At 72.1% G+C, this 26,218-nt stretch carries 20 protein-coding genes and 1 pseudogene; 7 read left to right on the top strand and 14 right to left on the bottom strand.

Going from position 1 to position 26,218, the window contains the following annotated elements:
• Positions 1-76 precede the first annotated feature (76 nt).
• From ffh to ftsY, 8 genes are all read right to left on the bottom strand, one after another.
• Positions 77-1,630, bottom strand: coding sequence for a signal recognition particle protein (gene ffh, locus ABZV06_RS05010; protein ID WP_355233026.1), 1,554 nt, complete (start codon positions 1,628-1,630; stop codon positions 77-79).
• Positions 1,631-1,739: 109 nt separating this feature from the next.
• Entirely contained in the window at positions 1,740-2,396 is a 657-nt protein-coding gene (locus ABZV06_RS05005; RefSeq protein ID WP_355233025.1) for a response regulator transcription factor, read from the bottom strand.
• Entirely contained in the window at positions 2,393-3,574 is a 1,182-nt protein-coding gene (locus tag ABZV06_RS05000) for a sensor histidine kinase (protein ID WP_355618753.1), read from the bottom strand. Before ABZV06_RS05000 ends, ABZV06_RS05005 begins: the two co-directional genes overlap by 4 nt.
• A 329-nt stretch (positions 3,575-3,903) precedes the next feature.
• On the bottom strand, positions 3,904-6,180 hold the full coding sequence (locus ABZV06_RS04995; RefSeq protein ID WP_355233023.1) for a [protein-PII] uridylyltransferase: 2,277 nt from the start codon (positions 6,178-6,180) through the stop codon (positions 3,904-3,906).
• A gap of 16 nt (positions 6,181-6,196) precedes the next feature.
• The gene (locus ABZV06_RS04990; protein ID WP_007456507.1) at positions 6,197-6,535 is read right to left on the bottom strand and encodes a P-II family nitrogen regulator; all 339 of its coding nucleotides are present in this window, start codon (positions 6,533-6,535) and stop codon (positions 6,197-6,199) included.
• Positions 6,536-6,560: 25 nt separating this feature from the next.
• Positions 6,561-7,967, bottom strand: a complete 1,407-nt coding sequence (locus tag ABZV06_RS04985; RefSeq protein ID WP_355233022.1) for an ammonium transporter — start codon at positions 7,965-7,967, stop codon at positions 6,561-6,563.
• A gap of 275 nt (positions 7,968-8,242) precedes the next feature.
• Positions 8,243-9,106 carry an aminoglycoside phosphotransferase family protein gene (locus ABZV06_RS04980; RefSeq protein ID WP_355233021.1) on the bottom strand — a complete coding sequence of 288 codons (864 nt, stop codon included), beginning with the start codon at positions 9,104-9,106 and terminating at the stop codon, positions 8,243-8,245.
• 6 nt (positions 9,107-9,112) lie between these two features.
• Positions 9,113-10,294, bottom strand: a complete 1,182-nt coding sequence (ftsY, locus tag ABZV06_RS04975; protein ID WP_355233020.1) for a signal recognition particle-docking protein FtsY — start codon at positions 10,292-10,294, stop codon at positions 9,113-9,115.
• Positions 10,295-10,377: 83 nt separating this feature from the next.
• On the opposite strand from ftsY, the gene ABZV06_RS04970 reads away from it, so the two are divergent.
• The 5 genes from ABZV06_RS04970 (at position 10,378) to ABZV06_RS04950 (ending at position 15,321) form a co-directional block, all read left to right on the top strand.
• Positions 10,378-12,090 (top strand): alkaline phosphatase D family protein, encoded by a 1,713-nt coding sequence (locus ABZV06_RS04970; protein WP_355618750.1) that lies wholly within the window; start codon positions 10,378-10,380, stop codon positions 12,088-12,090.
• Between the two features lie 26 nt (positions 12,091-12,116).
• Positions 12,117-12,557, top strand: a complete 441-nt coding sequence (locus ABZV06_RS04965; RefSeq protein WP_355618747.1) for a MarR family transcriptional regulator — start codon at positions 12,117-12,119, stop codon at positions 12,555-12,557.
• Between the two features lie 82 nt (positions 12,558-12,639).
• On the top strand, positions 12,640-14,250 hold the full coding sequence (locus ABZV06_RS04960) for an MDR family MFS transporter (RefSeq protein ID WP_355618744.1): 1,611 nt from the start codon (positions 12,640-12,642) through the stop codon (positions 14,248-14,250).
• A gap of 9 nt (positions 14,251-14,259) precedes the next feature.
• On the top strand, positions 14,260-14,754 hold the full coding sequence (locus ABZV06_RS04955; RefSeq protein WP_355233016.1) for a universal stress protein: 495 nt from the start codon (positions 14,260-14,262) through the stop codon (positions 14,752-14,754).
• A gap of 45 nt (positions 14,755-14,799) precedes the next feature.
• The gene (locus ABZV06_RS04950) at positions 14,800-15,321 is read left to right on the top strand and encodes a DinB family protein (RefSeq protein WP_355233015.1); all 522 of its coding nucleotides are present in this window, start codon (positions 14,800-14,802) and stop codon (positions 15,319-15,321) included.
• 7 nt (positions 15,322-15,328) lie between these two features.
• Here ABZV06_RS04950 and ABZV06_RS04945 read toward each other — a convergent pair whose 3' ends face one another.
• The 3 genes from ABZV06_RS04945 to ABZV06_RS04935 all read right to left on the bottom strand — a co-directional run bounded on the left by ABZV06_RS04945 (position 15,329) and on the right by ABZV06_RS04935 (position 20,130).
• Complete coding sequence (locus ABZV06_RS04945) at positions 15,329-15,949, bottom strand: HAD-IA family hydrolase (protein WP_355233014.1); 621 nt, start codon at positions 15,947-15,949, stop codon at positions 15,329-15,331.
• Positions 15,949-19,563: a chromosome segregation protein SMC gene (gene smc, locus ABZV06_RS04940; RefSeq protein WP_355618742.1), complete on the bottom strand. Its 3,615-nt coding sequence runs from the start codon at positions 19,561-19,563 to the stop codon at positions 15,949-15,951. The genes ABZV06_RS04945 and smc overlap by 1 nt, the downstream gene beginning before the upstream one ends.
• 372 nt (positions 19,564-19,935) lie before the next feature.
• Positions 19,936-20,130 (bottom strand): hypothetical protein, encoded by a 195-nt coding sequence (locus ABZV06_RS04935; protein WP_030487463.1) that lies wholly within the window; start codon positions 20,128-20,130, stop codon positions 19,936-19,938.
• Between the two features lie 372 nt (positions 20,131-20,502).
• Between ABZV06_RS04935 and ABZV06_RS04930 the strand changes: the two genes are divergently transcribed.
• Both ABZV06_RS04930 and ABZV06_RS04925 read left to right on the top strand, forming a co-directional pair.
• Positions 20,503-21,618, top strand: a complete 1,116-nt coding sequence (locus tag ABZV06_RS04930; RefSeq protein WP_355618739.1) for a CAP domain-containing protein — start codon at positions 20,503-20,505, stop codon at positions 21,616-21,618.
• A gap of 110 nt (positions 21,619-21,728) precedes the next feature.
• Positions 21,729-22,571: an endo alpha-1,4 polygalactosaminidase gene (locus tag ABZV06_RS04925; RefSeq protein WP_355618736.1), complete on the top strand. Its 843-nt coding sequence runs from the start codon at positions 21,729-21,731 to the stop codon at positions 22,569-22,571.
• 90 nt (positions 22,572-22,661) lie between these two features.
• Here the strand turns inward: ABZV06_RS04925 and ABZV06_RS04920 are convergent, their stop codons facing one another.
• The 3 genes and pseudogenes from ABZV06_RS04920 to ABZV06_RS04910 all read right to left on the bottom strand — a co-directional run.
• Positions 22,662-24,881: an MMPL family transporter gene (locus ABZV06_RS04920; protein WP_355618733.1), complete on the bottom strand. Its 2,220-nt coding sequence runs from the start codon at positions 24,879-24,881 to the stop codon at positions 22,662-22,664.
• 221 nt (positions 24,882-25,102) lie between these two features.
• Positions 25,103-25,960 carry a bifunctional DNA-formamidopyrimidine glycosylase/DNA-(apurinic or apyrimidinic site) lyase gene (gene mutM, locus ABZV06_RS04915; protein ID WP_355233009.1) on the bottom strand — a complete coding sequence of 286 codons (858 nt, stop codon included), beginning with the start codon at positions 25,958-25,960 and terminating at the stop codon, positions 25,103-25,105.
• Positions 25,953-26,218, bottom strand: a pseudogene (locus ABZV06_RS04910) (hypothetical protein); the annotation flags it as partial. The gene mutM and the pseudogene ABZV06_RS04910, both read right to left, overlap by 8 nt.

Below are 26,218 nucleotides of genomic sequence, written 5' to 3'. Positions count from 1 at the left end.
CACAGTCCTACCGGATCACTCCCCGTCGGGGGCGGGCAGGTCGTTCTTCCGGGAGGTCAGCACGGGCAGGTCCGTGTCAGCGCGGGCCCTTGTCGCCGCCCTTGCCGAGCTTGTTGAAGTCGATCTTCGGGAGCTTGAAGCCGGGCGGAAGCCCCTGGCCACCGGCGAGGTCGTTCGGGTCCATCCCCGGCGGGAGCTGCGGCATGCCACCGGGGAAGCCGCCCGGCATCCCGGCGCCGGTACGCGGCCGACCGCCACCCTTGGTGCCCTTGCGCTTGTTCTTCGGCGACTTGGTGGCCTTGCGCCGACCGCCGCCGGGCAGGCCCATCATCCCGCCCATCTGCTTCATCATCTTCTGCGCGTCGGCGAAGCGGTTGAGCAGCTGGTTGACGTCCATCACGGTGACACCGGAACCGTTGGCGATACGCGCCCGGCGGGAGCCGTTGATGATCTTCGGGTTGTTGCGCTCGCCCGGGGTCATCGACCGGATGATCGCGGTGACCCGGTCGAAGTGGCTGTCGTCCAGGTCGGCGAGCTGGTCCTTCATCTGCCCCATGCCCGGCATCATGGCCAGCACGTTGGCGATCGGACCCATCCGTCGTACCGCGATGAGCTGATCGAGGAAGTCGTCAAGCGTGAACTGCTCCCCGCCCATCAGCTTGGCGGTCATCTTCTCCTTCTGATCGGAGTCGAAGGCCTGTTCGGCCTGCTCGATCAGAGTGAGGACGTCGCCCATGCCGAGGATCCGGCTGGCCATCCGGTCGGGGTGGAAGACGTCGAAGTCCTCCAACTTCTCACCGGTGGAGGCGAACAGGATCGGCTGCCCGGTGACCTCGCGGACCGACAGCGCGGCACCACCACGGGCGTCGCCGTCGAGCTTGGAGAGCACCACGCCGGTGATGCCGACGCCGTCGCGGAACGCCTCGGCGGTGCGGACGGCGTCCTGACCGACCATGGCGTCGATGACGAAGATGACCTCGTCCGGCGAGACGGCGTCGCGGATGTCGGCGGCCTGCTGCATCATCTCGGCGTCGATGCCGAGGCGACCGGCGGTGTCGACGATGACGATGTCGCGGGCGGCACGCTTGGCGTGCTCGATCGAGGCGCGCGCCACCTGGACCGGGTCACCGGTGCCGTTGCCGGGCTCCGGGGCGTACACCTCGACCCCGGCCCGACCACCGAGCACCTGGAGCTGACCGACGGCGTTGGGACGCTGGAGGTCGGCGGCGACCAGCAGCGGCTGGTGCCCCTGGCCCTTGAGCCAGCGGGCCAGCTTGCCGGCCAGGGTGGTCTTACCGGAACCCTGGAGGCCGGCCAGCATGATCACCGTCGGCGGCTGCTTGGCGAACTGGAGCCGCCGCCCCTCGCCGCCGAGCACCTTGATCAGCTCTTCGTTGACGATCTTGATGATCTGCTGGGCCGGGTTGAGCGCCTGGGAGACCTCGGCGCTGCGGGCGCGCTCCTTGACGGCCGCGATGAAGCCCTTGACCACCGGCAGCGCGACGTCCGCCTCCAGCAGCGCGAGGCGGATCTCGCGCGCGGTGGCGTCGATGTCGGCGTCGGTGAGCCGTCCCTTGCCGCGGAGCTTGGTGAAGATCCCGGACAGGCGGTCACTCAAGGTGTCAAACACGCGAACATCCCGTTTGTCAGTGTTCCGGCGGGCACAACACGGCCGGCACTGCGGAGTCCGGCCACCGCTAGGGTAGCCGCCCGGCCGCACGGCCGCTGGCGGCCCGGCCTCACCCCGAAACCAGGCCCGATTGGTACGCGAAGACGACGAGCTGGGCCCGGTCCCGGGCTCCCAGCTTGCCCATCGCCCGGCTGACGTGTGTCCGAGCGGTCGCCGGGCTGACCACCAACCGGGCGGCGATCTCCTCGTTGTTGAGGCCCTCACCGACCAGGCTCACCACCTGGCGCTCCCGGTCGGTGAGGGTGTCCAGCCGCGGGTGCGGACGGGGCGCCCGCGACGGACGGGTGGCGAACTCACGCACCACCCGGCGCGTCACCGACGGCGACAGCAACGCCTCTCCCTCGGCGACCAGCCGGATCGCGCGCAACAGCTCCGGCGGGCGGGTGTCCTTGGTGAGGAAACCGCTCGCGCCGTGGCGCAGCGCGTCGAAGACGTACTCGTCCAGCTCGAAGGTCGTGAGCACCACCACCCGCGTGCCGGTCAGGTCGGGATCGGCGACGATTCGGCGGGTCGCCTCGATCCCGTCGATGCCCGGCATCCGGATGTCCATCAGCACGACGTCCGGCCGCTCCCGCCGGGCCAGCTCCACCGCCCGCAACCCGTCGGCGGCCTCACCGGCGAGCGTCAGGTCGTCCTCGCTCTCCACCAGCGCGCGCAGCCCGAGGCGGACCAGGTCCTGGTCGTCGGCGATCAGCACCCGGATCACGTGGAAGGCCCCAGCGGCAGCCGGGCCCAGACGCGGAAGCCGCCGCCCGGACGCGGTCCGATCGTCAGCCGCCCGCCCAGCGCTGCCACCCGCTCCCGCATGCCGGCCAGCCCGTGCCCTCCGGTCTGGCCGGCGGACGCGTCGAGCTCTCCGGCCGCGTCGAACCGGCTGGCGGCCCCGACACCCCGGTCCGTGACCTCGACGGTCAGCTCGTCGGCCCGGTAGCCCACGGTCACCTCCGCGCTCGCCACCCCGGCGTGCCGCAGCACGTTGGTCAACGCCTCCTGCACCACCCGGTACGCGGCCAGGTCCACCGCCGCCGGCAACTCCCGCGGGTCACCGTCCTGGCGCAGGTCGACCGCGAGACCGGCGCCCGCCAGGCGGTCACACAGGGCGGGGAGCCGGGCCAGACCGGGCACCGGTTCACGCTCCGCGCCCCGCCGTACCGCGCCCAGCGTGACCCGGAGTTCGTCCAACGCCTCCCGGCTGGTGCGGCTGATCGCGGTCAGAGCCACCTCCGCCTGTTCGGGCCGTTTCGGCAGCAGGTGCAGGGCGATCTCCGCCTGCATGCTGATCGCGGCCAGCCCGTGCCCCACCACGTCGTGTACCTCCTGAGCGATGCGCAACCGCTCCTCGTCGGCCTGCCGCCGGGCCTGCTCGGCACGCTCACGGGCCTGTTCGGCGCGGCTACGCGCGGCCGTCTCGCGGTTGACGCGTACCACCACACCCACTGCGAATGGTACGACCACCCAGGCCGACGCCGGCAGCACTCCGAACCAACCCGGCGCCGGCCCACGGCTGACGAAGACGTGCGCCACCAACAGGACGAACGCACCGCTGGCGGCGAGCGCCGCCGGACGCACCGGCAGTCGCACCGCCACGGTGTACACCGCGAACAGGAACGCGAGCAAGATCGGTCCGTACGGGTAGCCGAGCACCAGGTACGTCGAGGTGGCCACGGTGACCACTGCGAGGGTCGCCACCGGGGCTCGCCGCCGAAGCAGTAGGGCGAGGGCGGCGAGCGCGATCAGTGCGAGACAGATGGCATCCACCGGCGTGGACCCCGGCTGGTTGTCCCCGGCCAGGTCGGTGGCGAGCACCCCGAACACGAGCAGCGCCAGAGGGAGCACCGTGTCCGCCGCCGCGTGCCGCCACCCCCACCACCCGTTCCCTCGCATGGTCGTCATTCTGCCCGCGCAGACGCCTCCCGACGTGCGCCCACGAGCGGCACCGCCCCTACGTCCCGCGACGTACCCGCGACCTCACCCCGCCCGCGCCATCCGGCCTGTCAGCCGCCGACGCGTCGCCCGACAGCCGCCGACGCCTGGGGCACGCGGCGGCGGACACCGCAATGAGCGTGATGACTGAGAGGCATATTGATGCCTCACAGTCATCAGCCGCAAGTAGCCCTTGCAGGCCGCTCAGGATCCCCGAGGCGACGACCAACCCCCGACGATCTGCGGGCGGCGGCTGCCAGCCTGGGTCGCCGCACGGCGATGGCCGTTGGTCAGACGGCGGCGAGGACGGCGGCCTCCAGGCGGGCCCGGGTGGCGTCGTCGGGCCAGCCGCCCACGAGGTAGAAGGCGTCGACGACGTCCGCGCCGAGGGTGGAGATCCGCGCGGCCCGGACCAGGGCTCCCGCCTCGTCAAGCGCGCCGGCCACCCGGTAGAGCAATCCTGCGGCGTCGGCCGCGCGCAGTTCGAGCAGGACGGCGTCGGTGGCGGCTTCGCGGTGCCAGACCACCCGCGGAGCGGCGCCGCTGCCCCGGGCGGCGAGCGCACGACCCCGCAGCCGTTGGGTGACGGACACGTCGCCGGCCACCGCACGGCGTAGGTCGGCGCGCAGCGGGACCGGGTCGGCCGGGAGGCCGTAGCGGGGTTGTACCCGGCACTCGACGAGCGCTCGACCGTCGACCACGGAGGCGTCCGCGGAGAGCACCTCCAGCCGGTGCAGGGCGAGGCAGCCGGCCACCGTGGCGAGCAGTCCCCGTCGGTCGGCGGCTGCCACCGCCACCCGGTCTCCGGTCAGGTGGACGACCGGCAGCGGCCCGGCCAGCAGCGCCGGGTCCGGGGCCGGGGGTTCGGGCAGTACGCCGGTGTCCAGGGCGGTACGGACGCGGGCGACGAGTTCGGCGACCAGTCGACCCTTCCAGTCCGACCAGGCGGCCGGGCCGGTCGCGGCGGCGTCGGCGCGTACGAGGGCGTGCAACAGGTCGAGCGTGCCGGTGTCGCCCACCGCCTCGGCGACCGACGCGATGGTCACCGGGTCGGCGAGGTCCCGACGGGTGGCCACGTCGGGCAGGAGCAGGTGCAGCCGGACGAGCGTGCCGATCAGCGCCACCTCCGGGGCGGGCAGCCCGACCCGGGTCGCCACCGTCTCGGCGAGCGGCACGCCGACGGTGCTGTGGTCACCGGGGAGACCCTTGCCGATGTCGTGCAGCAGGGCGCCGAGCAGCAGCAGGTCGGGGCGGTCCACCTCGCGGGCGTGCCGGCTGGCCTCGTGGGCGGCCTGCACGAGGTGCCGATCGAGGGTGTAGCGGTGCACCGGGTTGTGCTGAGGGAGGCTACGCACCCGGGTCCACTCGGGCAGCCAGCCGTCCACCAGCCCGTACCTGTCGCAGGTCTCCCACGCCGGCACCAGGCCGGGACCGGCGCCCAGCAGCGTGGTCAACGCGGCCCGGGCCTCGGCCGGCCAGGGCGCGGGCAGCGGCGGGCAGTACGCCGCCAGCCACTCGCAGGTGGCGCGCGCGATCGGCAGCCGGGTCGTGGCTGCCGCGGCGGCCACCCGCAGGGACAGGCTCGGGTCGGGGCGCGCGCCGATCGCCGTCCGGGCCAGCACCAACTCCCCGTCGTGCTCGACCACGTCCCGGGCCACGGGCCTGCGCACCGGACTGCCGTTTCCGCCGCGGGAGCGCCCGGAGCGCAGCCGGTCGGCGGCGCGGAAGGCGTCATCGAGGGCGTGGCTGACCGTGCGCGCGTCCCCGGCCACCCGCCGCAGGAGGGCGTCGCCATCCTCTAGCCCGAGCAGCGCGGCGACGCCGTCGCGTTCCTGGGCCACCAATCGGTCGACCCGGCGGCCGACCTGCTGGTGCAGAGCGTCGCGCGTGTCCAACAGCCGCAGGTGGGCGGCGCGGACGGCGGGACGCAGCGCGTCGGTGATGCCGGCGGCGGAGATCGCGCGCAGCAAGCCCACGTCGCGCAGCCCGCCGGCGGCCTCCTTGAGGTCACCCTCGAGGAGGAAGGCCAACTCGCCGTGGGCCTGCCAGCGGGCGGCGGTGACCTCCCGCAGACGCGGAAGCTGGCGTACGGCGGTACGTCGCCAGTGATCGGCCGCGGTGCGGGTCAGTGCGTCGGCCAGTGCCTGGTCGCCGACCACCAGGCGGGCGTCGAGCAGCCCGAGGGCGACCTTGACGTCGTCCTGGGCCACCGAGAGTGCCTCGGAGATGGTTCGCACCGAGTGGTCCAGGCGCAGGCCGGCGTCCCAGATCGGGTACCAGACCGAGGCGGCCAACTCGTCCGTGCCCGGCACCCCGGCGTGCAGCAGCACCAGGTCGAGGTCGCCGTACGGAGCGCACTGCCGCCGTCCCAGGCCCCCGACGGCCATCAGCGCGACACCGTCGCGCGCGGGCAACAAACCGCGCAGGAACTCGTCGTACGCGGCCGCCCGCCCCACTCGGGCGGCCTCCCCGATCCCCCCGGGTACGCCGACGACCTCGTTGATCAAGAGGTTCGCGTCACCGTTCTCGGCGTTTCCTGACGCGTCCTTCTTGATCAACGAGGTCATGTCGTCGTGATCCGGATCAGAGGGCGTCGAGGCCGCGCTCGCCGGTACGCACCCGGACGACCTCTTCGACACCGGTGACCCAGACCTTGCCGTCGCCGATCTTGCCCGTACGGGCGGCGCCGACGATGGCGTCCACGATCTTTTCCACGTCGATCTCGTCGGTGAGCACCTCGACCCGGATCTTGGGCAGGAACTCGACCGTGTACTCGGCACCCCGGTAAACCTCGGTGTGCCCCTTCTGCCGTCCGTACCCCTGGACCTCGCTGACGGTCAGCCCGGCCACGCCCAGGGCGTGCAGAGCTTCCTTCACCGCGTCCAGCTGGTACGGCTTGATGACCGCGGTCACCAGCTTCATGTCCAACCCCTCCATCTAAGGAACGTTAACCGGCGACCTTGGCGCTGACCGGCTCGGTGGACTCGGTCTCGGGAGCGGCGCTCGGCGCGCCACCGGTCGAGCCGATACCGGCCATCGCGAACGCGCCACCCGTGCCGCCGCCCGACGGGGACAGGTCGTAGCTGCTCTCGGCGTGCTCGGCGATGTCGATGCCCTCGACCTCGGCCTCGTTCTTGACGCGGAAGCCGATCGTCTTCTCGATGACGAAGGCGAGCACCCAGGCGATGCCGAACGACCAGGCGGTGACGATAAGGCCGGCCAGGGCCTGCCGACCGAGCTGGGTCACGCCGCCACCGTAGAACAGGCCGTCGGAGGCTCCGACCACGTCGCTGATCGCGGCGTTTACCGAGTTGGTGGCGAACAGGCCGAGCCAGAGCGAGCCGATCCAGCCACCGACGAAGTGCACGCCGACGACGTCGAGGGAGTCGTCGTAGCCCAGCTTGTACTTGAGGCTGACGGCGAGCGCGCACACCACACCGGCGACGATGCCGAGCAGTACGGACGCCCACGGGGCGATGAAGCCACAGGCCGGGGTGATGGCGACCAGGCCGGCGATGGCACCGGACGAGGCACCGACCATGGTCGGCTTGCGGTCCTTGATCCACTCGACCGCGATCCAGCCGAGCACCGCGGCCGCGGTGGCGAGCTGGGTGTTGATGAAGGCGAGGCCGGCGACCGAGTCGACGGTCAGCTCGGAGCCGGCGTTGAAGCCGAACCACCCGAACCACAGCAGACCGGCGCCGAGCGCGACGAGCGGAATGTTGTGCGGCTTCATGCCCTCGCGGGGCCAGCCGAGACGCTTACCGAGCACCAGCGCCACGGCCAGGGCCGCCGCACCGGCGTTGATGTGCACCGCGGTGCCACCGGCGAAGTCCAACGCGTGGATGTCGGCGCCGATGATGCCGCCGCCCCACACCCAGTGTGCGACCGGGAAGTAGACCAGGGTGGCCCAGCCGAACGCGAACACCAGCCAGCCGGCGATCTTGGCCCGGTCGGCGATGGCACCGCTGATCAGCGCGACGGTGATCACGGCGAAGACCATCTGGAACGCCATGAACACGTAGAGCGGAATACCGATGCCGCTGGGGTTCTCCGCCGTGGCGCCCCACAGGTCGGTCTCGGCGAGGAACGTCTTGGTACCGAGGTACGCGCCCGGGTCGCCCCAGAAGCCGTTCACGTCGGTCCCGAAGGCGACGCTGAAACCGTAGAACCACCACAGAACAGAGATGAGCCCGATCGCCGTGAAGCTCATCATCATCATGTTGAGTACGCCCTTGGCCCGGTTGAGGCCGCCGTAGAACAGCGCCAGTCCGGGGGTCATGAGCAGCACGAGCGCGGTCGAAACCAGCAGCCACGTGGTATTGGCGCCGTCGATCGTCGGTGCTTCAGGCACGCTGGCCTCCTAAAGGTGAAGTCCTCCTTCGCGGCTTTCCGGGGCAGCGTCGCCCGTAGGCCGGTTGCGCGGAAGCTTCGCGGCCGGCTGTTTCACTTTGGGTCCCGTGCGGGTTTCCGTTTCGTGACGGGTTGTTTCGTACGTGTCACGAAGTCCGCACAGTCAGCAGCATGGACGAGTGTGGATCAACCGGACGGTGAACGTCGATGGCTGACCGGTCGACCGCATCGACCGATGCGCGTGACGGGACCGGCCGCGCATCGACCGACAGGCACTCAGCGGAGAGCGTTCTCCAGAGCGTGCCGCTCGTAGTCGAGCAGTCGCAGGTCGCGCATCGGCCGCCGCAGGTGACCCTTGTGCACGATCCGGACGAACGCCGGCTCGCCGGCGGCAGCCATCCGGCGGATGCCCTCCACGTGGTCCACGATCCGCTTGCGGATGGTCCGGATCAGCCGGTGCCGGTCCCGTGGGATCAGCCCGTACGCGTCGGCGAAGAGCCGCAGCCGGCGCGGACGGTCCGGGTGCTTCCAGCCCAGCGTGATCGAGTCCCGGTCGGCGAAGATCGGCACCCACGTCCACGCCGCGTACGCCACGTCGTAGATCCGGGCGCCGGGCGAGGCGAGGTCGAAGTCGATCAGCCCGAGGGTGCCGTCCGGCCGCCAGATCACGTTGTGCGGGGCGGCGTCGTGGTGACAGATCACCTCGGTGTCCGGTGGCGGGGGCCCGAACGAGCGCCAGACGGCCCCGGCCGGCGGGGCGAAGCCGTACTGCGCGTCGTGGAACATCCGCAGCATGGTGGCGACGGTGACCAGCGCCTCGTCGGTCACCCAGTGCGGAGCGAGCGGGTATTCCCCGCACTCCCCCTCCAGGTACGACAGCACTTCACGGTTGCGCTCGTCCATGCCGAGCGCCCGGGGAGCGCCGGTGAAGCCGACGTACTCCAGGTGCCGCAGCAGGGCGTGCACGGACGGGGTCCACGGCCCGGCGTTACGACGGACCGTGTCGCCGACCCGGACCACGGTGCTCACGTTGCCGCCGTGCAGCGGGATCTCCTGCGAAGTCACGTACGGTCTCCCGAGGCGCTGCGAGGCGTGGCCGGGGTCGCGCCAGCCCGTGTACGCGCGATCGTCAGTGGTCACCCGAGACTACGCGTCCCGTCCGGCGGGTTCGGTCCCCAGCAGCGCGTCGACGAACTGCGCCGGGTCGAACGGGGCGAGGTCGTCCTTGCCCTCGCCGAGGCCGACGAGCTTCACCGGGATGCCGAGCTTGCGCTGTACGGCGATCACGATGCCGCCCTTGGCGGTGCCGTCGAGCTTGGTCAGCACCACGCCTGTCACGTTGACCACCTCGGTGAAGACCCGGGCCTGCTCCAGACCGTTCTGGCCGGTCGTGGCGTCGAGGATGAGCAGCGTCTCGTCGATCGGCCCCTGCTTCTCCACGACGCGCTTGACCTTGCCCAGCTCGTCCATCAGGCCGATCTTGTTCTGGAGGCGTCCGGCGGTGTCGATGAGCACCGTGTCGACGCCGGTGTCGATGCCCCGCTTGACGGCGTCGAACGCGACGCTGGCCGGGTCGGCCGCCTCCGGGCCCCGGACGGTCTCCGCGCCGACCCGCTCGCCCCAGGTCTGCAACTGGTCGGCGGCGGCGGCCCGGAATGTGTCGGCTGCGCCGAGCAGCACGCTCCGGCCGTCGGCGACCAGCACCCGGGCGATCTTGCCGCAGGTGGTGGTCTTGCCGGCGCCGTTGACGCCGACCACCAGCACCACCGCCGGAACGCCCTCCTTCGGCGCGGTCCGCAGCGCGCGGTCCATGGCGGGGTCGAGGGCGTTGACCAGCTCGGCCGCGAGCAGCGCGCGCAGTTCACCGGCAGAGCGGGTACCCAGTACCCGGGTGCGCTCCCGCAGCCGGTCGACGATGTCGCGGGTCGCGTCGACCCCGACATCGGCGGTGATCAGGCTGTCCTCGATCTCCTCCCAGGCGTCCTCGTCGAGGTGGTCGCGGGCGAGCAGGCCGAGCAGGCCCTTGCCGAAGACGTTCTGCGAGCGCGACAGGCGGGAGCGGAGCCGGACCAGCCGCCCGGCGGTCGGCTCGGGGACCTCGACCTGCGGTTCGAGCACCGGCGGCGGCTCGACCAGGACACCGGTGGACAGATCGGACTCCGGTGCCTCGACGGGCGGACCGGCGAGATCCTCCTCGGCCCGGGTGTCGACCTCGGTGCGCGGGAGCGGAGGCTCGGGCCGCCGCCGCAGACGGGGCACGACCAGCCCGACTGTGCCGGCGATCAGCACACCGAGCAGGACCAGAGCGAGGACGAGATATTCGGCCATGCCGGAATCCTGTCAGATGCCGGCGACGGCGTCCCAGCCACCGCACCCGGCCGGTGTCCGGAAACCGGCGGTAGGCTCGCGTCATGCCCGCCGCACACCTCCTGATCGGCCCACTGCTGCGGCGAGTGGTCGACACCCGGGCGACGATCTGGGTGGAGACCGCGGCGCCCGCCGTGGTCACCGTCCGCACGGCCGACGGCGCCACCGGCACCGCGCCCACCTTCTCGGCATACGACCACCACTACGCCCTCGTCGTCGTGGAGGGCCTCACCCCGGACAGCGCCACGACGTACGAGGTACTTGTCGACGACGAGCTGGTCTGGCCCGTGGAGAGCAGCAGCTTCCCGCCCAGCGTGATCCGTACCCGGGCGGTTGACGACCTGGACCAGCCGGTCAACATGATCTTCGGTTCGTGCCGGGAGACCACCCAGCACGCCACCACGCGCAAGCTCCCGCCGGACGCCCTGGACGCGTACGCCCGGCGGTTGATGGCCGATCCCGAGTCGCACCCGCTGCCCGACCTGCTGGTGCTCCTGGGTGACCAGGTGTACGCCGACGTGACCTCACCGACCGTGCGGCGGCTGCTGCGTCGGCGGCGTCGTCGCCCCAAGGGCGCTCCCGCCGACCAGGTGGTCAGCTTCGACGAGTACACCAAGCTCTATCTGGAGTCGTGGCGCGATCCGGAGATCCGGTGGCTGCTCTCCACCGTGCCGAGTGTGATGATCTTCGACGATCACGAGATCATCGACGACTGGAACACCTCGGCGTCGTGGCGTGCCGAGATGCGCGAGCAGTCGTGGTGGGCCGAGCGGATCGGCAGCGGACTGGCCTCGTACTGGGTCTACCAGCACCTGGGCAACCTCGCGCCGGACGAGATCGCCGCCGACCCGGTGTTCGCCAAGGTGGTCGCCGCCGAGGACGCCACCGGCGTGCTGCGCGAGTTCGGGCACCGGGTCGACCAGGAGGCCGACCTGGCGCACGACACCGAACGCTGGCGGGCCGTGCAGTACCAGTGGAGCTACGCGCTCGACCTGGGGCGTACCCGGCTGGTCATGCTCGACAACCGGTGCAGCCGGGTGCTCGAACCGGGCAGCCGGGCGATGCTGCCGCCGGGTGAGTGGTCGTGGTTCCTCGACCAGGCGCACGGCGTCTACGACCACCTGGTGGTCGGCGCCTCGCTGCCCTGGCTGCTGCCGCAGGGCATCCACCACATCGAGGCGTGGAACGAGAAGCTGGCCGACTCGCGCCGGCCGTGGGTCGCCCGGACGGCGGAGAAGCTGCGCCGCGCCCTCGATCTGGAGCACTGGGCGGCGTTCCGGCGGTCCTTCGAGGCGCTCGGTGAGACGTTCGCCCGGATCGGCACCGGCACGCCGAGGGAGTCCGGCGCACGGGTCGGTGCCGGCCCGGCGTACGCCCCACCGGCGTCGATCAGCGTGCTCTCCGGGGACGTGCACCATTCCTACGTGGCCCGCGCCCGGTTCGCCGACCCCGCGGTGGTCACGCCCGTCCACCAGCTCACCTGTTCACCGATCCACAACCAGGTGCCGGCCGGCATCCGCCCGCTGATGAAGATGGGCTGGTCGTCGGGTCCGGCGGGCGCCACCCGGGCACTGGCCCGCTCGGCGGGTGTCCGGCGGCCGGGGGTGCGCTGGCGCAAGCTGGCCGGGCCCTACTTCGGCAACGCCGTCGCCACCCTGTCCCATCGGGGCCGGCAGGCTGAGGTGACCATCGAGGGCACCACCAGCGACGGGCACCTACGCCCGGTGATGAGCCGCCGCCTCTCCGGCGACGGGTGACCGGGCCCCGCCGTACTCTCTAGGCCGTGAGCGAGCATCAGCCGGAGCCGATCCGGTCCGTCGAGCACGAGCTGACCGCGCTGCTGCGCCGGGGCCGGGCGGTCTCCTGGGAGATCGCCCGCGAGGTGCATCCGACCCTCGAACCGAACACCTACGGGCTGCTGCTCTGGCTGCGGCGCAGCGGTTCGATCCGGCTGACCGAGCTGGCGGCGCGCCTCGGCGTGGGCAAGGGCACGCTCAGCCGGCAGATCAACGGGCTGGAGGCGCTGGGCCTGGTGCACCGCGAGCCCGACTCGAGTGACCGGCGGGCGGCACAGATCAGCCTCACCGAGGAGGGGCAGCACCGGTTTGATGTCGCCCGGTCGGCCCGATTGGGCGAATTCCTCCGTGCGCTGGACGACTGGCCGGCCCGGGACGTCGAGGAGTTCGCCCGACTCCTCGGCCGGTTCAACGATTCCTGGAGATGAAACGCGACGCGGGGAATGTTGTCGCCGCTTCCCCAGTTGTTGCTTGAGGCAACCAATACGTACGGGCTGGAGGCACCACACGATGAGCCAGGCGACAGCGTCCCGAGCGCCAGCCGTCGACATGACCCACCGGCAGATCCTGGAGGCCCTCTCCGGGCTGCTGCTGGGCATGTTCGTCGCGATCCTCTCCTCCACGGTCGTCTCGAACGCGCTGCCGCGCATCATCACCGAGCTGCACGGCGGTCAGTCCGCCTACACCTGGGTGGTCACCTCGGCACTGCTCGCGACCACCGCGACCACCCCCATCTGGGGCAAGCTGGCCGACCTGACCAGCAAGAAGACACTCGTCCAGCTCGCCCTGGGGATCTACGTCCTCGGCTCGGTGCTGGCCGGCCTGGCGCAGGGCACCAGCGAGCTGATCGCCTGCCGGGTGCTCCAGGGCGTCGGCGCCGGCGGCCTCACCGCCCTGGCACAGGTGATCATGGCGACGATGATCACGCCGCGCGAGCGGGGACGCTACAGCGGCTATCTCGGCGCCGTGATGGCCGTCGGCACCATCGGCGGGCCGCTGATCGGCGGCGTGATCGTGGACACCTCGTGGCTCGGCTGGCGCTGGTGCTTCTACGTCGGCGTGCCGTTCGCCATCGCCGCGCTGGTCGTGCTCCAGAAGACCCTGCACCTGCCGGTGGTCAGGCGCAAGGCGCAGATCGACTGGTGGGGCGCCACCCTGATCACGGCGGCGGTCTCGGTGCTGCTGATCTGGGTCTCCCTCGCCGGTGACCAGTTCGCCTGGACGTCCTGGCAGACCGTCGTCATGGTCCTCGGCGCTCTGCTCCTGGGCGCGCTCGCCATCCGGGTGGAGACCCGGGCCGCCGAGCCGATGATCCCGCCGCGGCTGTTCCGCAACCGGACGATCACCCTCGCCGTCGTCGCCAGCGTCGCGGTGGGCGTGGGCCTGTTCGGCGCGTCGATCTTCCTCGGCCAGTACTTCCAGATCAGCCGCGGCGAGTCGCCCACGATGTCCGGACTGATGACCCTGCCGATGATCCTCGGCCTGCTGGTCGCCTCGACCGTGGGCGGACGGATCATCACGAAGACCGGCCGCTGGAAGCGGTTCCTGGTGCTCGGTTCGGCGCTGCTCACCATCGGCTTCGCGCTCATGGGCACGCTGCGCGCGGACACCAGCTACACCCTGCTCAGCGTCTACATGCTGCTGATCGGCGTCGGCCTGGGCCTGACCATGCAGAACCTCGTGCTCGCCGTGCAGAACACCGTCGGCACGCACGAACTCGGCGCGGCCAGCTCGGTGGTGGCGTTCTTCCGCAGCCTCGGCGGCGCGATCGGCGTCTCGGCCCTCGGTGCGGTCCTCGCCCACAAGGTCAAGGACTACACCGCCGACGGACTGTCCCAGCTCGGCATCCCGGCCTCCAGCTCCGGCAGCGGTGGCACCCTGCCCGACGTGCACACCCTGCCCGGCCCGCTGCGGGCGGTGGTGGAGGCCGCGTACGGCCACGGTGCCGGTGACATCTTCCTCGCCGCCGCCCCGTTCGCGCTTATCGCGTTTGTCGCGGTGCTCTTCATCAAGGAGGTGCCGCTGCGGGAGCAGAACGGCACTCCGGTTTCCGGCGGGGGCGAGCGGGAATCGAACCCTGTCGAGGGCGTCGGCGTCATCCCCGCCGGCGGGCAGAGGTGAGGTAGAGCCATGAGTGTGGGAGCACCGGATCGCGAGGAGTACGGGCCACAGGTCAGCTCGCTGCCCTTCGAGCGCGGCACCGACGGCCCTCGGGTGATCATGGTCGGCGTCGACGGCACACGTACCTCCGGGCGGGCCGGCGCCTACGCCGCCGGGCTGGCCCGCCGGCAGGGCGCCGCCCTGGTGGTGGTCTTCGTCAGCTCGACGAGCGGTCTCACCGCCCTGGTGCCCGGCATGGACGCCGGCGCGATCCAGCGCACCCACGACGAGTTGGCCGACGAACTGCGCCGAGAGTGCCGGCGCGGGGCCGAGCAGTTGGGCATCCCGGTGACGCTGCTGTGCCGGCGCGGTGACGCGTACGCCGAGCTGTCCGCGGCCGCCGACGAGTTCCGGGCCGACATGGTCGTGGTGGGTGCGTCCGAGCAGGCCGGTCACCGGCTGGTCGGCTCGGTCGCCACCCGGCTCGTCCGCAAGGGGCACTGGCCCGTCGTCGTGGTGCCCTGAATAACCCGTCGCGTCGTGTCACAGGTGCCGGGCAGGATGCGCGCCATGACGTGGACCGCCCCGGAGATCACCCGGACACCCGAACCGTACGTCGGCGACGAGCGCACCATGCTCGACGGCTGGCTCGACTACCACCGGCAGACACTGCTGCTCAAGTGCGCGGGCCTCACCGAGGAGCAGTTGCGCACGCCCAGCGTGGAGCCTTCCGGGCTGACCCTGCTCGGCCTGGTCCGGCACCTCGCCGAGGTGGAGGCGTGGTGGTTCCGGGAGTGCTTCGCCGGCGAGCGGGTCGACTACCCGTACTTCACGCCCGAGAACCCGGACGCCGATCACGACGTGAGCGCCGCCGACGCCGAGGCGGACTTCGCCACCTTCCACCGCGAGGTCGCGCTGGCCCGCGAGGCCGCCGCCGGCCACTCGCTCGACGAGACGTTCACCGAGGTCGGCAGCAAGAAGCGCACGTTCAACCTGCGCTGGGTGTACGTGCACATGATCGAGGAGTACGCCCGGCACAACGGCCACGCCGACCTGATCCGGGAACGCATCGACGGCGCCACCGGCGAGTGAGCGCCGTTCAGTAGTCCAGGGCCGCCCGCAGGTAGCGCAGGTCGGCGTGACCGCCCCAGCGGTGCGCCGACAGCCCGGCGGCGCGGGCGCCCCGTACCGCCCAGTCCTCGTCGTCGACGAAGAGCACCCGGGCGGGTGGGATGGCAAGCGCCTGGCAGGCGGCCTGGAAGTACTCCGGGGCCGGCTTGTGCACACCGACCACCGAGGAGTTGACCACGACGTCCAGCTCGCCGACCAGGCCGAGCGCGGTCAGGTCGGCGTCGAGCAGGTCGGTGGCGTTGGTGCCCAGCCCGACCCTGATCCCGGCCGCACGCACCTCCCGGACGAAGTCGAGCACCTCGGTGTCCACCTCACCGCGGTAGCGCTGCCACTGCTCGACGGCGTCGCGGGCCCGCTGCGGGCTGCCGACCGACTCGGTCAGGGCGTCCGCCACACTCGACACCCACTCGGCGTGGTTGACCTGGCCGGTGAGCACCGGCTGGAGCCGGCTCCACTGCATCGCGATCTCGCCGAGCACCCCCTCGGAGAGGCCGTACTCCCGCTCGACACCGGCGGCCACCGCCGGGTCCCAGCGGCGCAGGACGCCGTCGAAGTCCAGCAGGAGCGCCTTCGCGCGTTCCCGAGCCACTACCTGTTCTCCTCGCCGCGGCCGGGCCGCTGGTCGTCCTCATCGGCCCGATTGAGCCGTTGACTGATCACCTGGGTGACCCCGCTGCGCATGGTCACCCCGTAGAGCGCGTCGGCGATCTCCATCGTCCGCTTCTGGTGCGTGATGACGATCAGCTGACTCTTCTCCCGCAACTGTGCCAGCAGCGTGATCAAGCGGCCCAGGTTCACGTCGTCCAGGGCCGCCTCCACCTCGTCCATGATGTAGAACGGGCTGGGCCGGGCGCGGAAGATCGCCACCAGCATGGCCACCGCGGTCAGCGACCGCTCACCACCGGAGAGCAGCGACAGTCGCTTGATCTTCTTGCCCGGCGGGCGGGCCTCGACCTCGACGCCGGTGGTGAGCAGATCCTCGGGGTCGGTGAGGATGAGCCGGCCCTCGCCGCCGGGGAACAGCACCGTGAACACCTGCTGGAACTCGCGCGCGGTGTCCTCGAAGGCGCTGGCGAAGACCTCCAGGATCCGCTCGTCCACGTCCTTCACGACGGTGAGCAGGTCCCGACGGGTGGCCTTGAGGTCCTCCAACTGCTCGGAGAGGAACTTGAAGCGCTCCTCCAGCGCGGCGAACTCCTCCAACGCGAGTGGATTGACCTTGCCGAGCAGGGCCAGCTCCCGTTCCGCCTTGGCGGCGCGCTTCTCCTGCACCGGCCGCTCGTAGCGGACCGGCTCGGGCACCGGGAGGCCATCGCGCTCCGCAGCCGCCACGTCCGCCTGCGTCGGCGGAACGGGCTGGGTGGGGCCGTACTCGGCGACCAGGGTCTCCACGTCCAGCCCGAAGTCCTCGGCGGCCTTCGCCTCCAACTGCTCGATGCGCAGCCGCTGCTCGGCGCGGGCCACCTCGTCCCGGTGCACCTGGCTGGTCAGCCGCTCCAGCTCAGCGCCGAGGCGTTTGGCCGCTCCGCGTACCTCCTGAAGCTCGGCCTCGCGGGCGGCGCGTTCGCGCGCGACGGCGTCGCGGTGCTGCTCGGCCGCCGTGATCGACGTGGTGAGGCGGGTGAGCGCCGCGCGGGCCCCGCCCGCGACGGCCCGGGCGATGCCCGCACCCCGGGTGCGCGCGGCCCGCCGCGCCGCGGCACGCTCCCGCGCCGCCCGCTCCGCACTGGCCTGGCGGGTGAGGGAGTCGGCCCGGCCGGCGATCGAGGAGACCCGCTCCTCGGCGGTACGCACGGCGAGCCGGACCTCCATCTCGTTCTGTCGGGCCTGCGGCACCATGGCGGCGAGCTGGTCCCGCTCCTCGGTGGAGGGCTCGGCATCGACCGGGGTCTCCTCGGCCAGCCGCAGCCGCTCCTGGAGCTCGTCGAGCGTGGCGAGGTCCCGTTGCCGGGCGGCCTCGGCGCGGGCGTGGGACTCGCCGAGCCGGTCGGTCTCCGCCTTGGCGGAACGGGCGGCCGCGCCCAGCTCGGCGAGCCGGCGGGCGGCGGCGTTGCGGTGGCTCTCCGCCTCGCGCTTCTCGGCGGCGGCGTGCTGCACGGCTTCCTTCGCGGCCGTCACCTCGGCGCGCGCCTCGACGAGTTGGTCGCGCAGCTCCGCGCCGGTCCGCTCGGCGGCGAGCCGGTTGGTACGGGCCTCCTCGACGGCCGCCTGCACCTCGATGTAGCTGGGTGCCTTGGCCGATCCGCCGGCCGCCGCGTACGCCCCGACCACGTCACCGTCCGGGGTGACGGCCCGCAGCTCGGGGTTGCCGGCGACCAGCTCGGCCGCTGCGGCGAGATCGTCGACGAGCGCCACGTCGCGCAGCGCCCGGTGCACCGCCGGACGGATGTCGGGTGCGCACTCCACCAGGTCGGGGGCCCAGCGGGCGCCGTCGGGCAGCTTCGGGCGCAACGCGTCGGCGGACCCGGTCATCCCGGGCCCGGCGGGACTGCCGACCAGCAGACCGGCCCGACCGGCGTCGGAGATCTTCAGCAGCCGCATCGCCTCGACGGCCTCGTCGACGCCGGTGACGGCGACCGCGTCGGCGAGGCCGCCGAGCGCGGCGGCCAGCGCGGCCTCGTTCCCGGGCGCCACGGTGAGCAGCCCGGCGAGACTGCCGAGCAGGCCGGGTACGTCCCCCGCGCGGGCCAGCAGCGCACCGGTGCCGTCCTTGCGCCGCAGGCCGAGTGCCAGGGCCTCCTCGCGGGCCTTCCAGGTGGCGGCGTCCTTCTCGGCGGCCCGCTCGGCGTCGGCCAGCGACCGTACGGCCGCCTGCGCCCGCTCCTGGACGGCGACCGCCTCGGCGTGCCGGGCGTCGAGGTCGGCGTTGTCGCGGTCCGCCTCGGTGGACTGGGCGGCCACCGCGTCGAGGTCGGCCTGCGCCTGCTCGGCACGGCCCAGCGCGTCGGCGTGCGCGACCGCGAGCCGTTCGATCTCCTCGCCGGCGCTTGTCGTCCGCGCCCGGGCCGAGTTGACCTGACCGGTGAGCCGGGCCATGCCCTCGCGCCGGTCGGCGATGGCCTTGGCGGCGGCGACCAGCTCCCGCTCGGCGGCGGCGAGCTGACGTTCCAGCTCCTGGCGGTGCTCGACGGCCTCGGCCAGCCGGATCTGGTCGTCGGTGAGCGCCGCGCGCAGTTCCTCCTCCTGCTCGCGGACCCGTTCGGCCTCGGCCTCCAACTGGTCGGGGTCGCGGCCGGGTCGCTCGTCGTCGCCGATGGCGCTGAGGTGCCGCAGCCGCTCCCGGGCCAACTGCTCGATCGAGCGGAAGCGCTCCTGCAGGGCGGACAGCTTGTACCAGGTGTCCTGCGCTGCGGCGAGCAGCGGCGCGTCCTCGGCGAGGGCGGCCTCCAACTCGCCGAGCCGGCCCTGCACCTCGGCGTGCTCGCCCTCGATCTGCTCGCGCCGCTCGCGCAGCGCGGTCTCGTCGGCGATCTCCCGATCCAGGGTGGTCCGCAGGGTGGCCAGGTCGTCGGCGAGCAGTCGCAGGCGCGCGTCGCGCAGGTTGGCCTGGATGGTGGCCGCGCGCCGGGCCACCTCGGCCTGCCGGCCCAGCGGCTTGAGCTGGCGGCGCAGCTCTGCGGTGAGGTCGGTCAGGCGGTTCAGATTCACCTGCATCGCGTCGAGCTTGCGCAGCGCCTTTTCCTTGCGCTTGCGGTGCTTGAGGACGCCGGCCGCCTCCTCGATGAACGAGCGGCGGTCCTCCGGCTTGGCGTGCAGCATGCCGTCGAGACGGCCCTGACCGACGATGATGTGCATCTCCCGGCCGATGCCGGAGTCGGACAGCAGTTCCTGGATGTCGAGCAGTCGACAGGAGTTGCCGTTGATCTCGTACTCGCTCTCGCCGGAGCGGAACATCCGGCGGGTGATGGAGACCTCGGTGTACTCGATGGGCAGCGCGCCGTCGGTGTTGTCGATGGTGAGGGTGACCTCGGCCCGGCCCAGCGGGGCGCGGCCGGCGGTGCCGGCGAAGATGACGTCCTCCATCTTGCCGCCGCGCAGCGCCTTCGCGCCCTGCTCACCGAGCACCCAGGCGATGGCGTCGACGACGTTGGACTTGCCGGAGCCGTTCGGGCCCACCACACAGGTGATCCCGGGCTCCAGCTTCAACGTCGTGGCGGAGGCGAAGGACTTGAAGCCCTTCACCGTCAGGCTCTTGAGATACACCTTCTCGATCCTCGTCCGGTGGCCGCCGTACCGTCGCCGGCTGCGGGGACCTGGGTGAACCCGCAGACTAACCCGGTGGCGGGACCGACCCGGCACGCGACCCGCCCCGAGCCGTCTCGACGACTCGCGCCATGCGTGACCCGGGAGCGGACCGTGCTGTCGTCGCGGTGGTCACCGAAAGACAAATACCGCTCACGATCGGAGTGCGCTTAGGCACGTTCCGTCGAAACTGCGGAGCGTGGATAACGTGGCCGCTTTACAAGATCACAAATGGTCGGCCGCCAAAGGTGCCGGACAGCGTTGCGCGCCGGCACGGAGGTGTCGGCGCGCATTTTTGCGGTGGTGCTGAGATTCAGTTTTGCGAACCGAAGATCAGGTCAGCGCCGGCTCGGCGAGACGAAGCAGGTCGTCCGCTTCCGCCGCAGCCGCCGCGAGCCGATCATTGTCGGCACGCAGACGCGTGATCTCGAACTCCAGTGCCTGAACCCTGGAACGCAGTCGGGTGACCTCGTCGAGCAGACGCCGATCGGGCGCTGCACCTACGTGGCCGTAGAGGGCCTTCGCCATGCTGACTCCTTGATATGCGCTGCCGGAAAGGCCGGCCAACGCGCGCCCATTAAGTACGCGGCTGTCATTCCAGGTGTATCTGGGCATGACCGGGCGCGACTGGCGACACCTATATATTGAGCCGCAAACCCCTCCTTCGTCAAGTCTTCGCAGGCCGTAGATCATCTCTACGTCGACCTGTCCACTTGTCGGGGGGCTGCCGCAAGGCACGGACACTCTCTGTCCGGACCCCTTTACTGTACGCCCGTATCCCCGGAAGTCAGCGCCTAGACGTCCGACTTCCTCTTAACTCTTCCTTAGCCACGTTGCCGCAGGTCGCGGGCGAGTCGTAGCGTCACCCGGGCCCGCAACCGACCCCGTGGAGGCAGAGGCGTGTACGGCTCAACCGACCCGATGGACCCGAACGGCGCCCCCCGGCGCGCCGGGCGGCCGACCGACGAGCCGGACTGGTTGAGGGACCGCCCGGAGCCCCGCTCGGCGTACCTGTTCGGGGACGACCCCGACCAACCCGGCGACGAGTGGCACCGCGCCGAGCCCACCGCCCACTGGCAGACCGCCCCCGTGGACGCGCCGACCATGGGCCGGCCCGGCCACGAACGGGCCGACGAGCCGACCGGTGACTCGCACCACGACCACCGACTGGCGGAGGTCGCCGACGGTTGGCGCACCGAGGCCGACGCGCTCACCACCTACGGCTGGAACACGACGGCCGGCGACGGGCGGACCGGCAGCGGACGGCACCGCTCGCCCCGGAACTGGCGTCGCCCACTCATGATCGGCGGCGCGGCCGCGGCAGCCACCCTCGTGGTCAGCATCGGCGTCGGCGCGCTCGCGATGCCCGGCAACGGCACGGAGGACGCACCGAGCGCCGTCGACGAGACCGTCGCCGCCGCGCCCGCGGTCCCCTCCGACCCCGCGACGGGCGACACCCTGGTCGCCCCCTCCCCGACCAGCTCGCCCAGCCCGACACGGCCGAGCCCGTCGCCGAGCAGGGTCGTCAAGCCCACCCCGGCGTCCTCGCGGACCACCGCCACCTCGCGCCGCAGCGCCGATCGCAGCACCGCCCCGAGCACCACCAGCGGCGCCGGAGGCACCAGCGGCACCGTCAGCGACCAGGCGCGCGAGGTGGTGGACCTGGTCAACGCCGAGCGGGCCAAGGCCGGCTGCAAGGCGCTGAGCATCGACGACAAGCTGACGACCGCGGCGCAGCGGCACAGCCAGGACCAGGCCGACCACAGCAAGATGTCGCACACCGGCAGCGACGGCAGCGACACGGGCGTCCGACTGGACCGGGTCGGCTACGCCTGGCGTACCTACGGCGAGAACGTGGCCTGGAACCAGAAGACGCCGGCCGCCGTGATGGACGCCTGGATGAACAGCTCGGGGCACCGCGCCAACATCCTGAACTGCGCGTTCACCGAGATCGGCGTCGGCATCGCCAGCAGCAACGGGCCGTACTGGACGCAGGTCTTCGCGGCGCCGCGCTGACCGCGCGTCGTCCGCGCCCCCGCGCTCGTTGGACCGGGTGGGTACGCCGAGCGTAAGGGTGGCGTACCGGTGGGGGCGGCGACCGGCCGCCCGGGACCCGGGAGCTGCCGATGCGGATCCGGCCGCGGCGACGTCGCGCCGCACGCGCGCTGCGCCGGATCGTGTCGGCCGGCGTCGCGCTCGTCCTGGTGGCACCGGTGTACGGCTGCCGCCGGGAGCTGATCCCGCCCGGCGCGCCCACCGCGTGGCCGGCTGCCCTTGCCCGCCACTGGCAGTGGCAGTGGCAGGTCGACGGCCCCCTCGACGAGACCGTGGACGCCGACGTGTTCCTGCTCGACCCCGTGGCGACCACGGCCGCACAGACGGCCGAGCTGCGCGCCCGTGACCGACGGTTGGTCTGTCAGGTGCCGGTCGGTTCGGTGCGCCCGACCGACCCGGACGCCAGTCGACTGCCGGCCGTCGTGCAGGGCGCCCCCGGCCGACGGCCCGGCAGCCGATGGCTGGACGTACGGGGGTGGGACGCGCTGGAGCCGGTGCTGACCGACCGGTTCCGGCTGTGCCGGGGCAAGGGCTTCGGCGCGGTGGCGCTGGCCGACGCCGACGGATACGCGCACCGCAGCGGCTTCCCCCTCGGCTTCGACGACCAACTGCTGTTCAACCGTCGCCTGGCCCGCCTGGCCCGCTCGCTCGACCTGTCCCCCGGGCTGGTCAACGACGTGCCACAACTCGCGGCCCTGGCACCGGACTTCGACTTCGTCGTCAACGAGGAGTGCGTCCGGCTGGACCAGTGCGCCAAGCTGCTGCCGTTCGCGGACGCCGGCAAGCCCGTCTTCCACGTCGAGTACGTCGGCACGACCGACGACTTCTGCGTCACGACGGTCGGCTACGGCTTCGCGTCGATCCGCAAGGAGCGGGCGTTGGACGCCTGGCGAGAGCCCTGTCCCCTGCCGTGACCACCCGGTGCCGCCACGGCACAGGCTGCGCGGCCGGACGGCCCGTGCCGGGCCGCGAGTCGCGGCCCGGCACGGGGGACGATCGGCCGTTCAGGAGACGGGCACCAGCTCCGGGGCGGGCGTCGGCGGATCGGTGGGAGCGGGCTCCGGGCGCCTGCGGAGGAACCGCGGAGCCCACCAGTTCGCGTCACCGAGCATGGTCATGAGAGCCGGCAGCACCACTCCCCGGATGATCGTGGCGTCCAGCAGGATCGCCGCCGCCAGGCCGATGCCGAGCTGTTTCATGTCGATCGTGCTCAACGTGGCGAAGATCGAGAACACTCCGACCATCACGATCGCCGCGCTGGTCACCACCCCCGCCGACGAGGTGATGCCGTACGACACCGCGTCACGGTTGGACATGCCGGCCCGGACCCCCTCGCGGATCCGACTCACCACGAACACGTGGTAGTCCATCGAGAGGCCGAAGAGCACCACGAACAGGAACAGCGGCAACCAGGAGACGATCGCTCCCATCGACGTGAAGCCGAGCAACCCCTCCGCCCACTCACCCTGGAAGACCAGCACCAGCAGGCCGTACGCGGCGCCGGCGGAGAGCAGGTTGAGCACGATCGAGCTGGCCGCCACCACGACCGAGCGGAAGGTCAGCGTCATGACGAGGAACGTGAGCACCAGTACGAAGCCCATCACCAGCGGCAGCTTGTCGCGGACGTGCGCAGCGTAGTCCTCGCTGTCGGCCACGCTCCCGCCGACCGCGTACTCGATCCCGGGAATGCCCCGCAGTTCGGCCGGGACCAGGTCGGAGCGCAGCTTCTCCAGCGACTGGACCGACCGGTCGTCGCGGCTGGCGTACGGGGTGGGCACGTCCAGCACCGACACCCGCCGGTCGGCCGACACCTTGATCTTCGGGCCGTCCGCCTCGGTGGGGGCGAACAGCGGATCGCCGGAGGCGCGGGCGGCCAGGCCGGTGAGGGCCGCGCCGACCCGGTCGGCCTGCTCGGCCGGCGCGCGGACGGCCACCACGTGGTTGGTGCCGGTGCTCGGGAAGGCGGCGGTGAGCCGGTCGTACGCCTGCATGGCAGGGGTGGTGCGGGGCAGGTCCTCCATGCCGGGGAACTTCAGCTTCATGCCGAGCGCCGGCGCGGCCAACGCGAGCAGCAGGCCGACCGAGATGACGAGCGTCGCCACCGGCGCACGCAGCGCGGGCCGCAGCACCGCCGGCCAGAGCCGGGGCGCGCGCGCCTCGCCGTGCCGTCCCGTGCGCGGCGCGGTGAGGCGCCAGAGCAGCGGCACCCGGGGCCGGTCGACCCAGCGGCCCAGCCTGGCCAGCAGGGCGGGCAGCACGGTCAGCGAGCCGGTCACCGCGACGGCGACCACCAGGATCGAGCCCACGGCCAGGGACGAGAAGACGACGTCACCAGCGAGGAACAGCCCGGCCATCGCGATGATCACGGCGACCCCGGAGACCACCACGGCGTGTCCGGAGGTCTCCGCGGCGATCTCCACCGCGTCCAGACCGGAACGGCCCTTGGCACGTTCCTCACGTTCGCGCCGGATGTAGAACAGCGAGTAGTCGACCCCCACCGCCATGCCGATCAGCAGGATCACCGGTGACGTGGTGTCGGTGGCGGGCACCAGATGCGAGGCCAGTGTGGACAGGCCCATCGCGGCAGCGACCGACGAGAGCGCCAGCAGCACCGGCACGCTCGCCGCGATCAACGCGCCGAACGCGATGATCAGGATGGCCAGGGTCACCGGCAGGCTCAGCAACTCGGCCCGCTCGAAGTCCTTGCCGAGGGTGTCGTCGAGCGCCTGTCCGATCGAGGGTCCACCGACCTGCTCGATGCGGAGCTGTGGGTGCGCGCTCTGGACTGTCGCGGTGGCGTCGCGCAACGGCTGCACCCGGTCCGACGCGGTCTCCGGATCGCCGGACATGGTGATCGGCAGCAGCAGCGCCGACCCGTCCCGCGCGGTGACCGGTGGGCCGATCTCGGCAACCCCGGCGACCGTACGCAGCCGGGCGGACGCGTCGTCGGCGGCCGCCTTCGCCGCCGCCGGGTCCAGGGTGCCGCCCCGGGAGGTGATGAGGACGTTCTCGACGGCCGGGTCGTCGAAGGCCCCGCCGTCCACGATGAGGCTCGCCCGCCCGGCCTCGCCGATCGCCTGGTCGCCGCTGGTCGCCTCGTTGAGGCCGGCGGCGCTGCCCCCGACGAAGCACACCGCCACGAACACGACCCACAACGCGATCGCCCGCCACGGATGCTCGGCACTCCACCGCGCCATCCGCACCGTCACCGGTCTGCTGCCCATCAGTGCCCCCCTGTCACGTCGACCCCCTGTCGACGGTGCTGACGTTAGGAGCGTGACGAGGCGGTGACATCGGGGAACGGCCCCCGTTCACCCCGGAGTCGGTCCGCCGGGGGCGGCGGGTCCGTCGGACGGGCATCAACCCGCGATTCGGACGTACGCCGGGGTGCTGCCCGGAGCGTCCGGCCGCGACCCGCCGACGCCGACCCGGAGCCGGCTCCGGGTCATCCCCGAAGGGCACCCCGAGGCCGCGGCTGGCAACGCGGGCAGCTGTACGAGGAACGGTTCATGAACGACTCGCGCCGGATCGGCGTACCGCACCGCCGGCACGGCTCGCCCTCGCGGCCGTACGCGTTCAGCGCCCGGTCGAAGTAGCCGCTCTCGCCGTTGACGTTGACGTAGAGGGCGTCGAAGCTGGTGCCGCCCTCCTTGATGGCCTCGGCGAGCACGTCGCGGACGTGGCCGAGCAGGCGCTGCGCGGCCGGGCCGGTGAGGGCGTCGGTGGGGCGGGCGCCGTGCAACCGTGCGCGCCACAGCGCCTCGTCGGCGTAGATGTTGCCCACCCCGGAGATCAGCGTCTGGTCGAGCAGTGCCCGTTTCACCTCGGTCCGCCGGCGTCGCAGCGCGGCAACGAAGGCCTCGTCCGAGAACTCCGGGTCCATCGGGTCACGCGCGATGTGTGCGATCTCGGCGGGCAGGTCGGCGCCACCCTCGCTGACCGCGAGCCCGCCGAAGGTGCGCTGGTCGACGAAGCGCAGCTCGGGCCCGTCGTCGGCGAAGCGGAACCGGACCCGCAGATGGGTCTCGTCGGGGGTACCGGGCGGCTGGAGCAGCAGCTGACCGGACATGCCGAGGTGTCCGACCACCGCGTCGCCGCTGTCCAGCGGGAGCCACAGGTACTTGCCGCGCCTGCGCACGTCCAGGATCGTCCGATCCGCGAGCACGTCGGAGAAGTGCGCGCCACCGGGTACGTGCCGCCGGACGGCACGCGGGTGACGGACCTCGACCGAGGCGATCCGCCGACCGGTGACCCACTGGGCCAACCCCTGCCGGACGGTCTCCACCTCGGGCAACTCAGGCACGACGGGACCCCTGCTCCTGCGCCACGTCGGCCGGCATGACCTGCGCCAGGTGATCGGCTTCCTCGCTGCGGGCCGCCTGCTCGGCGCGCTCCAGCGGCCCGGCCGCCCCACCCTGGTCGCCCTCGTCGCGCCGATCGTCGGACGCCTGCTGGTCGGCGTGCTCGTGCTCGTGCTCGTGCTCGTGCTCGTGCTCGTGCTCGTGCTCGTGCTCGTGCTCGTGCTCGTGCTCGTGCTCGTGCTCGTGCTCGTGCTCGTGCT

Origin of the sequence: Micromonospora sp. NPDC005172 (genome assembly GCF_040608555.1) — a bacterium.
GTDB lineage: Bacteria > Actinomycetota > Actinomycetes > Mycobacteriales > Micromonosporaceae > Micromonospora.
This window is presented reverse-complemented; position numbering and strand designations above follow the sequence as displayed.

Bases quoted from the DNA above. Each gene is read 5' to 3' on its own strand.
- ABZV06_RS04955 (WP_355233016.1), top strand. From the start codon at position 14,260: ATGAGTGTGGGAGCACCGGATCGCGAGGAGTACGGGCCACAGGTCAGC.
- ABZV06_RS04960 (WP_355618744.1), top strand. From the start codon at position 12,640: ATGAGCCAGGCGACAGCGTCCCGAGCGCCAGCCGTCGACATGACCCAC.
- ftsY (WP_355233020.1), bottom strand. From the start codon at position 10,294: ATGGCCGAATATCTCGTCCTCGCTCTGGTCCTGCTCGGTGTGCTGATC.
- ABZV06_RS04970 (WP_355618750.1), top strand. From the start codon at position 10,378: ATGCCCGCCGCACACCTCCTGATCGGCCCACTGCTGCGGCGAGTGGTC.
- ABZV06_RS04995 (WP_355233023.1), bottom strand. From the start codon at position 6,180: ATGACCTCGTTGATCAAGAAGGACGCGTCAGGAAACGCCGAGAACGGT.
- ABZV06_RS05000 (WP_355618753.1), bottom strand. From the start codon at position 3,574: ATGCGAGGGAACGGGTGGTGGGGGTGGCGGCACGCGGCGGCGGACACG.
- ABZV06_RS04925 (WP_355618736.1), top strand. From the start codon at position 21,729: ATGCGGATCCGGCCGCGGCGACGTCGCGCCGCACGCGCGCTGCGCCGG.
- ABZV06_RS04935 (WP_030487463.1), bottom strand. From the start codon at position 20,130: ATGGCGAAGGCCCTCTACGGCCACGTAGGTGCAGCGCCCGATCGGCGT.
- ABZV06_RS04990 (WP_007456507.1), bottom strand. From the start codon at position 6,535: ATGAAGCTGGTGACCGCGGTCATCAAGCCGTACCAGCTGGACGCGGTG.
- ABZV06_RS04920 (WP_355618733.1), bottom strand. From the start codon at position 24,881: ATGGGCAGCAGACCGGTGACGGTGCGGATGGCGCGGTGGAGTGCCGAG.
- ABZV06_RS04950 (WP_355233015.1), top strand. From the start codon at position 14,800: ATGACGTGGACCGCCCCGGAGATCACCCGGACACCCGAACCGTACGTC.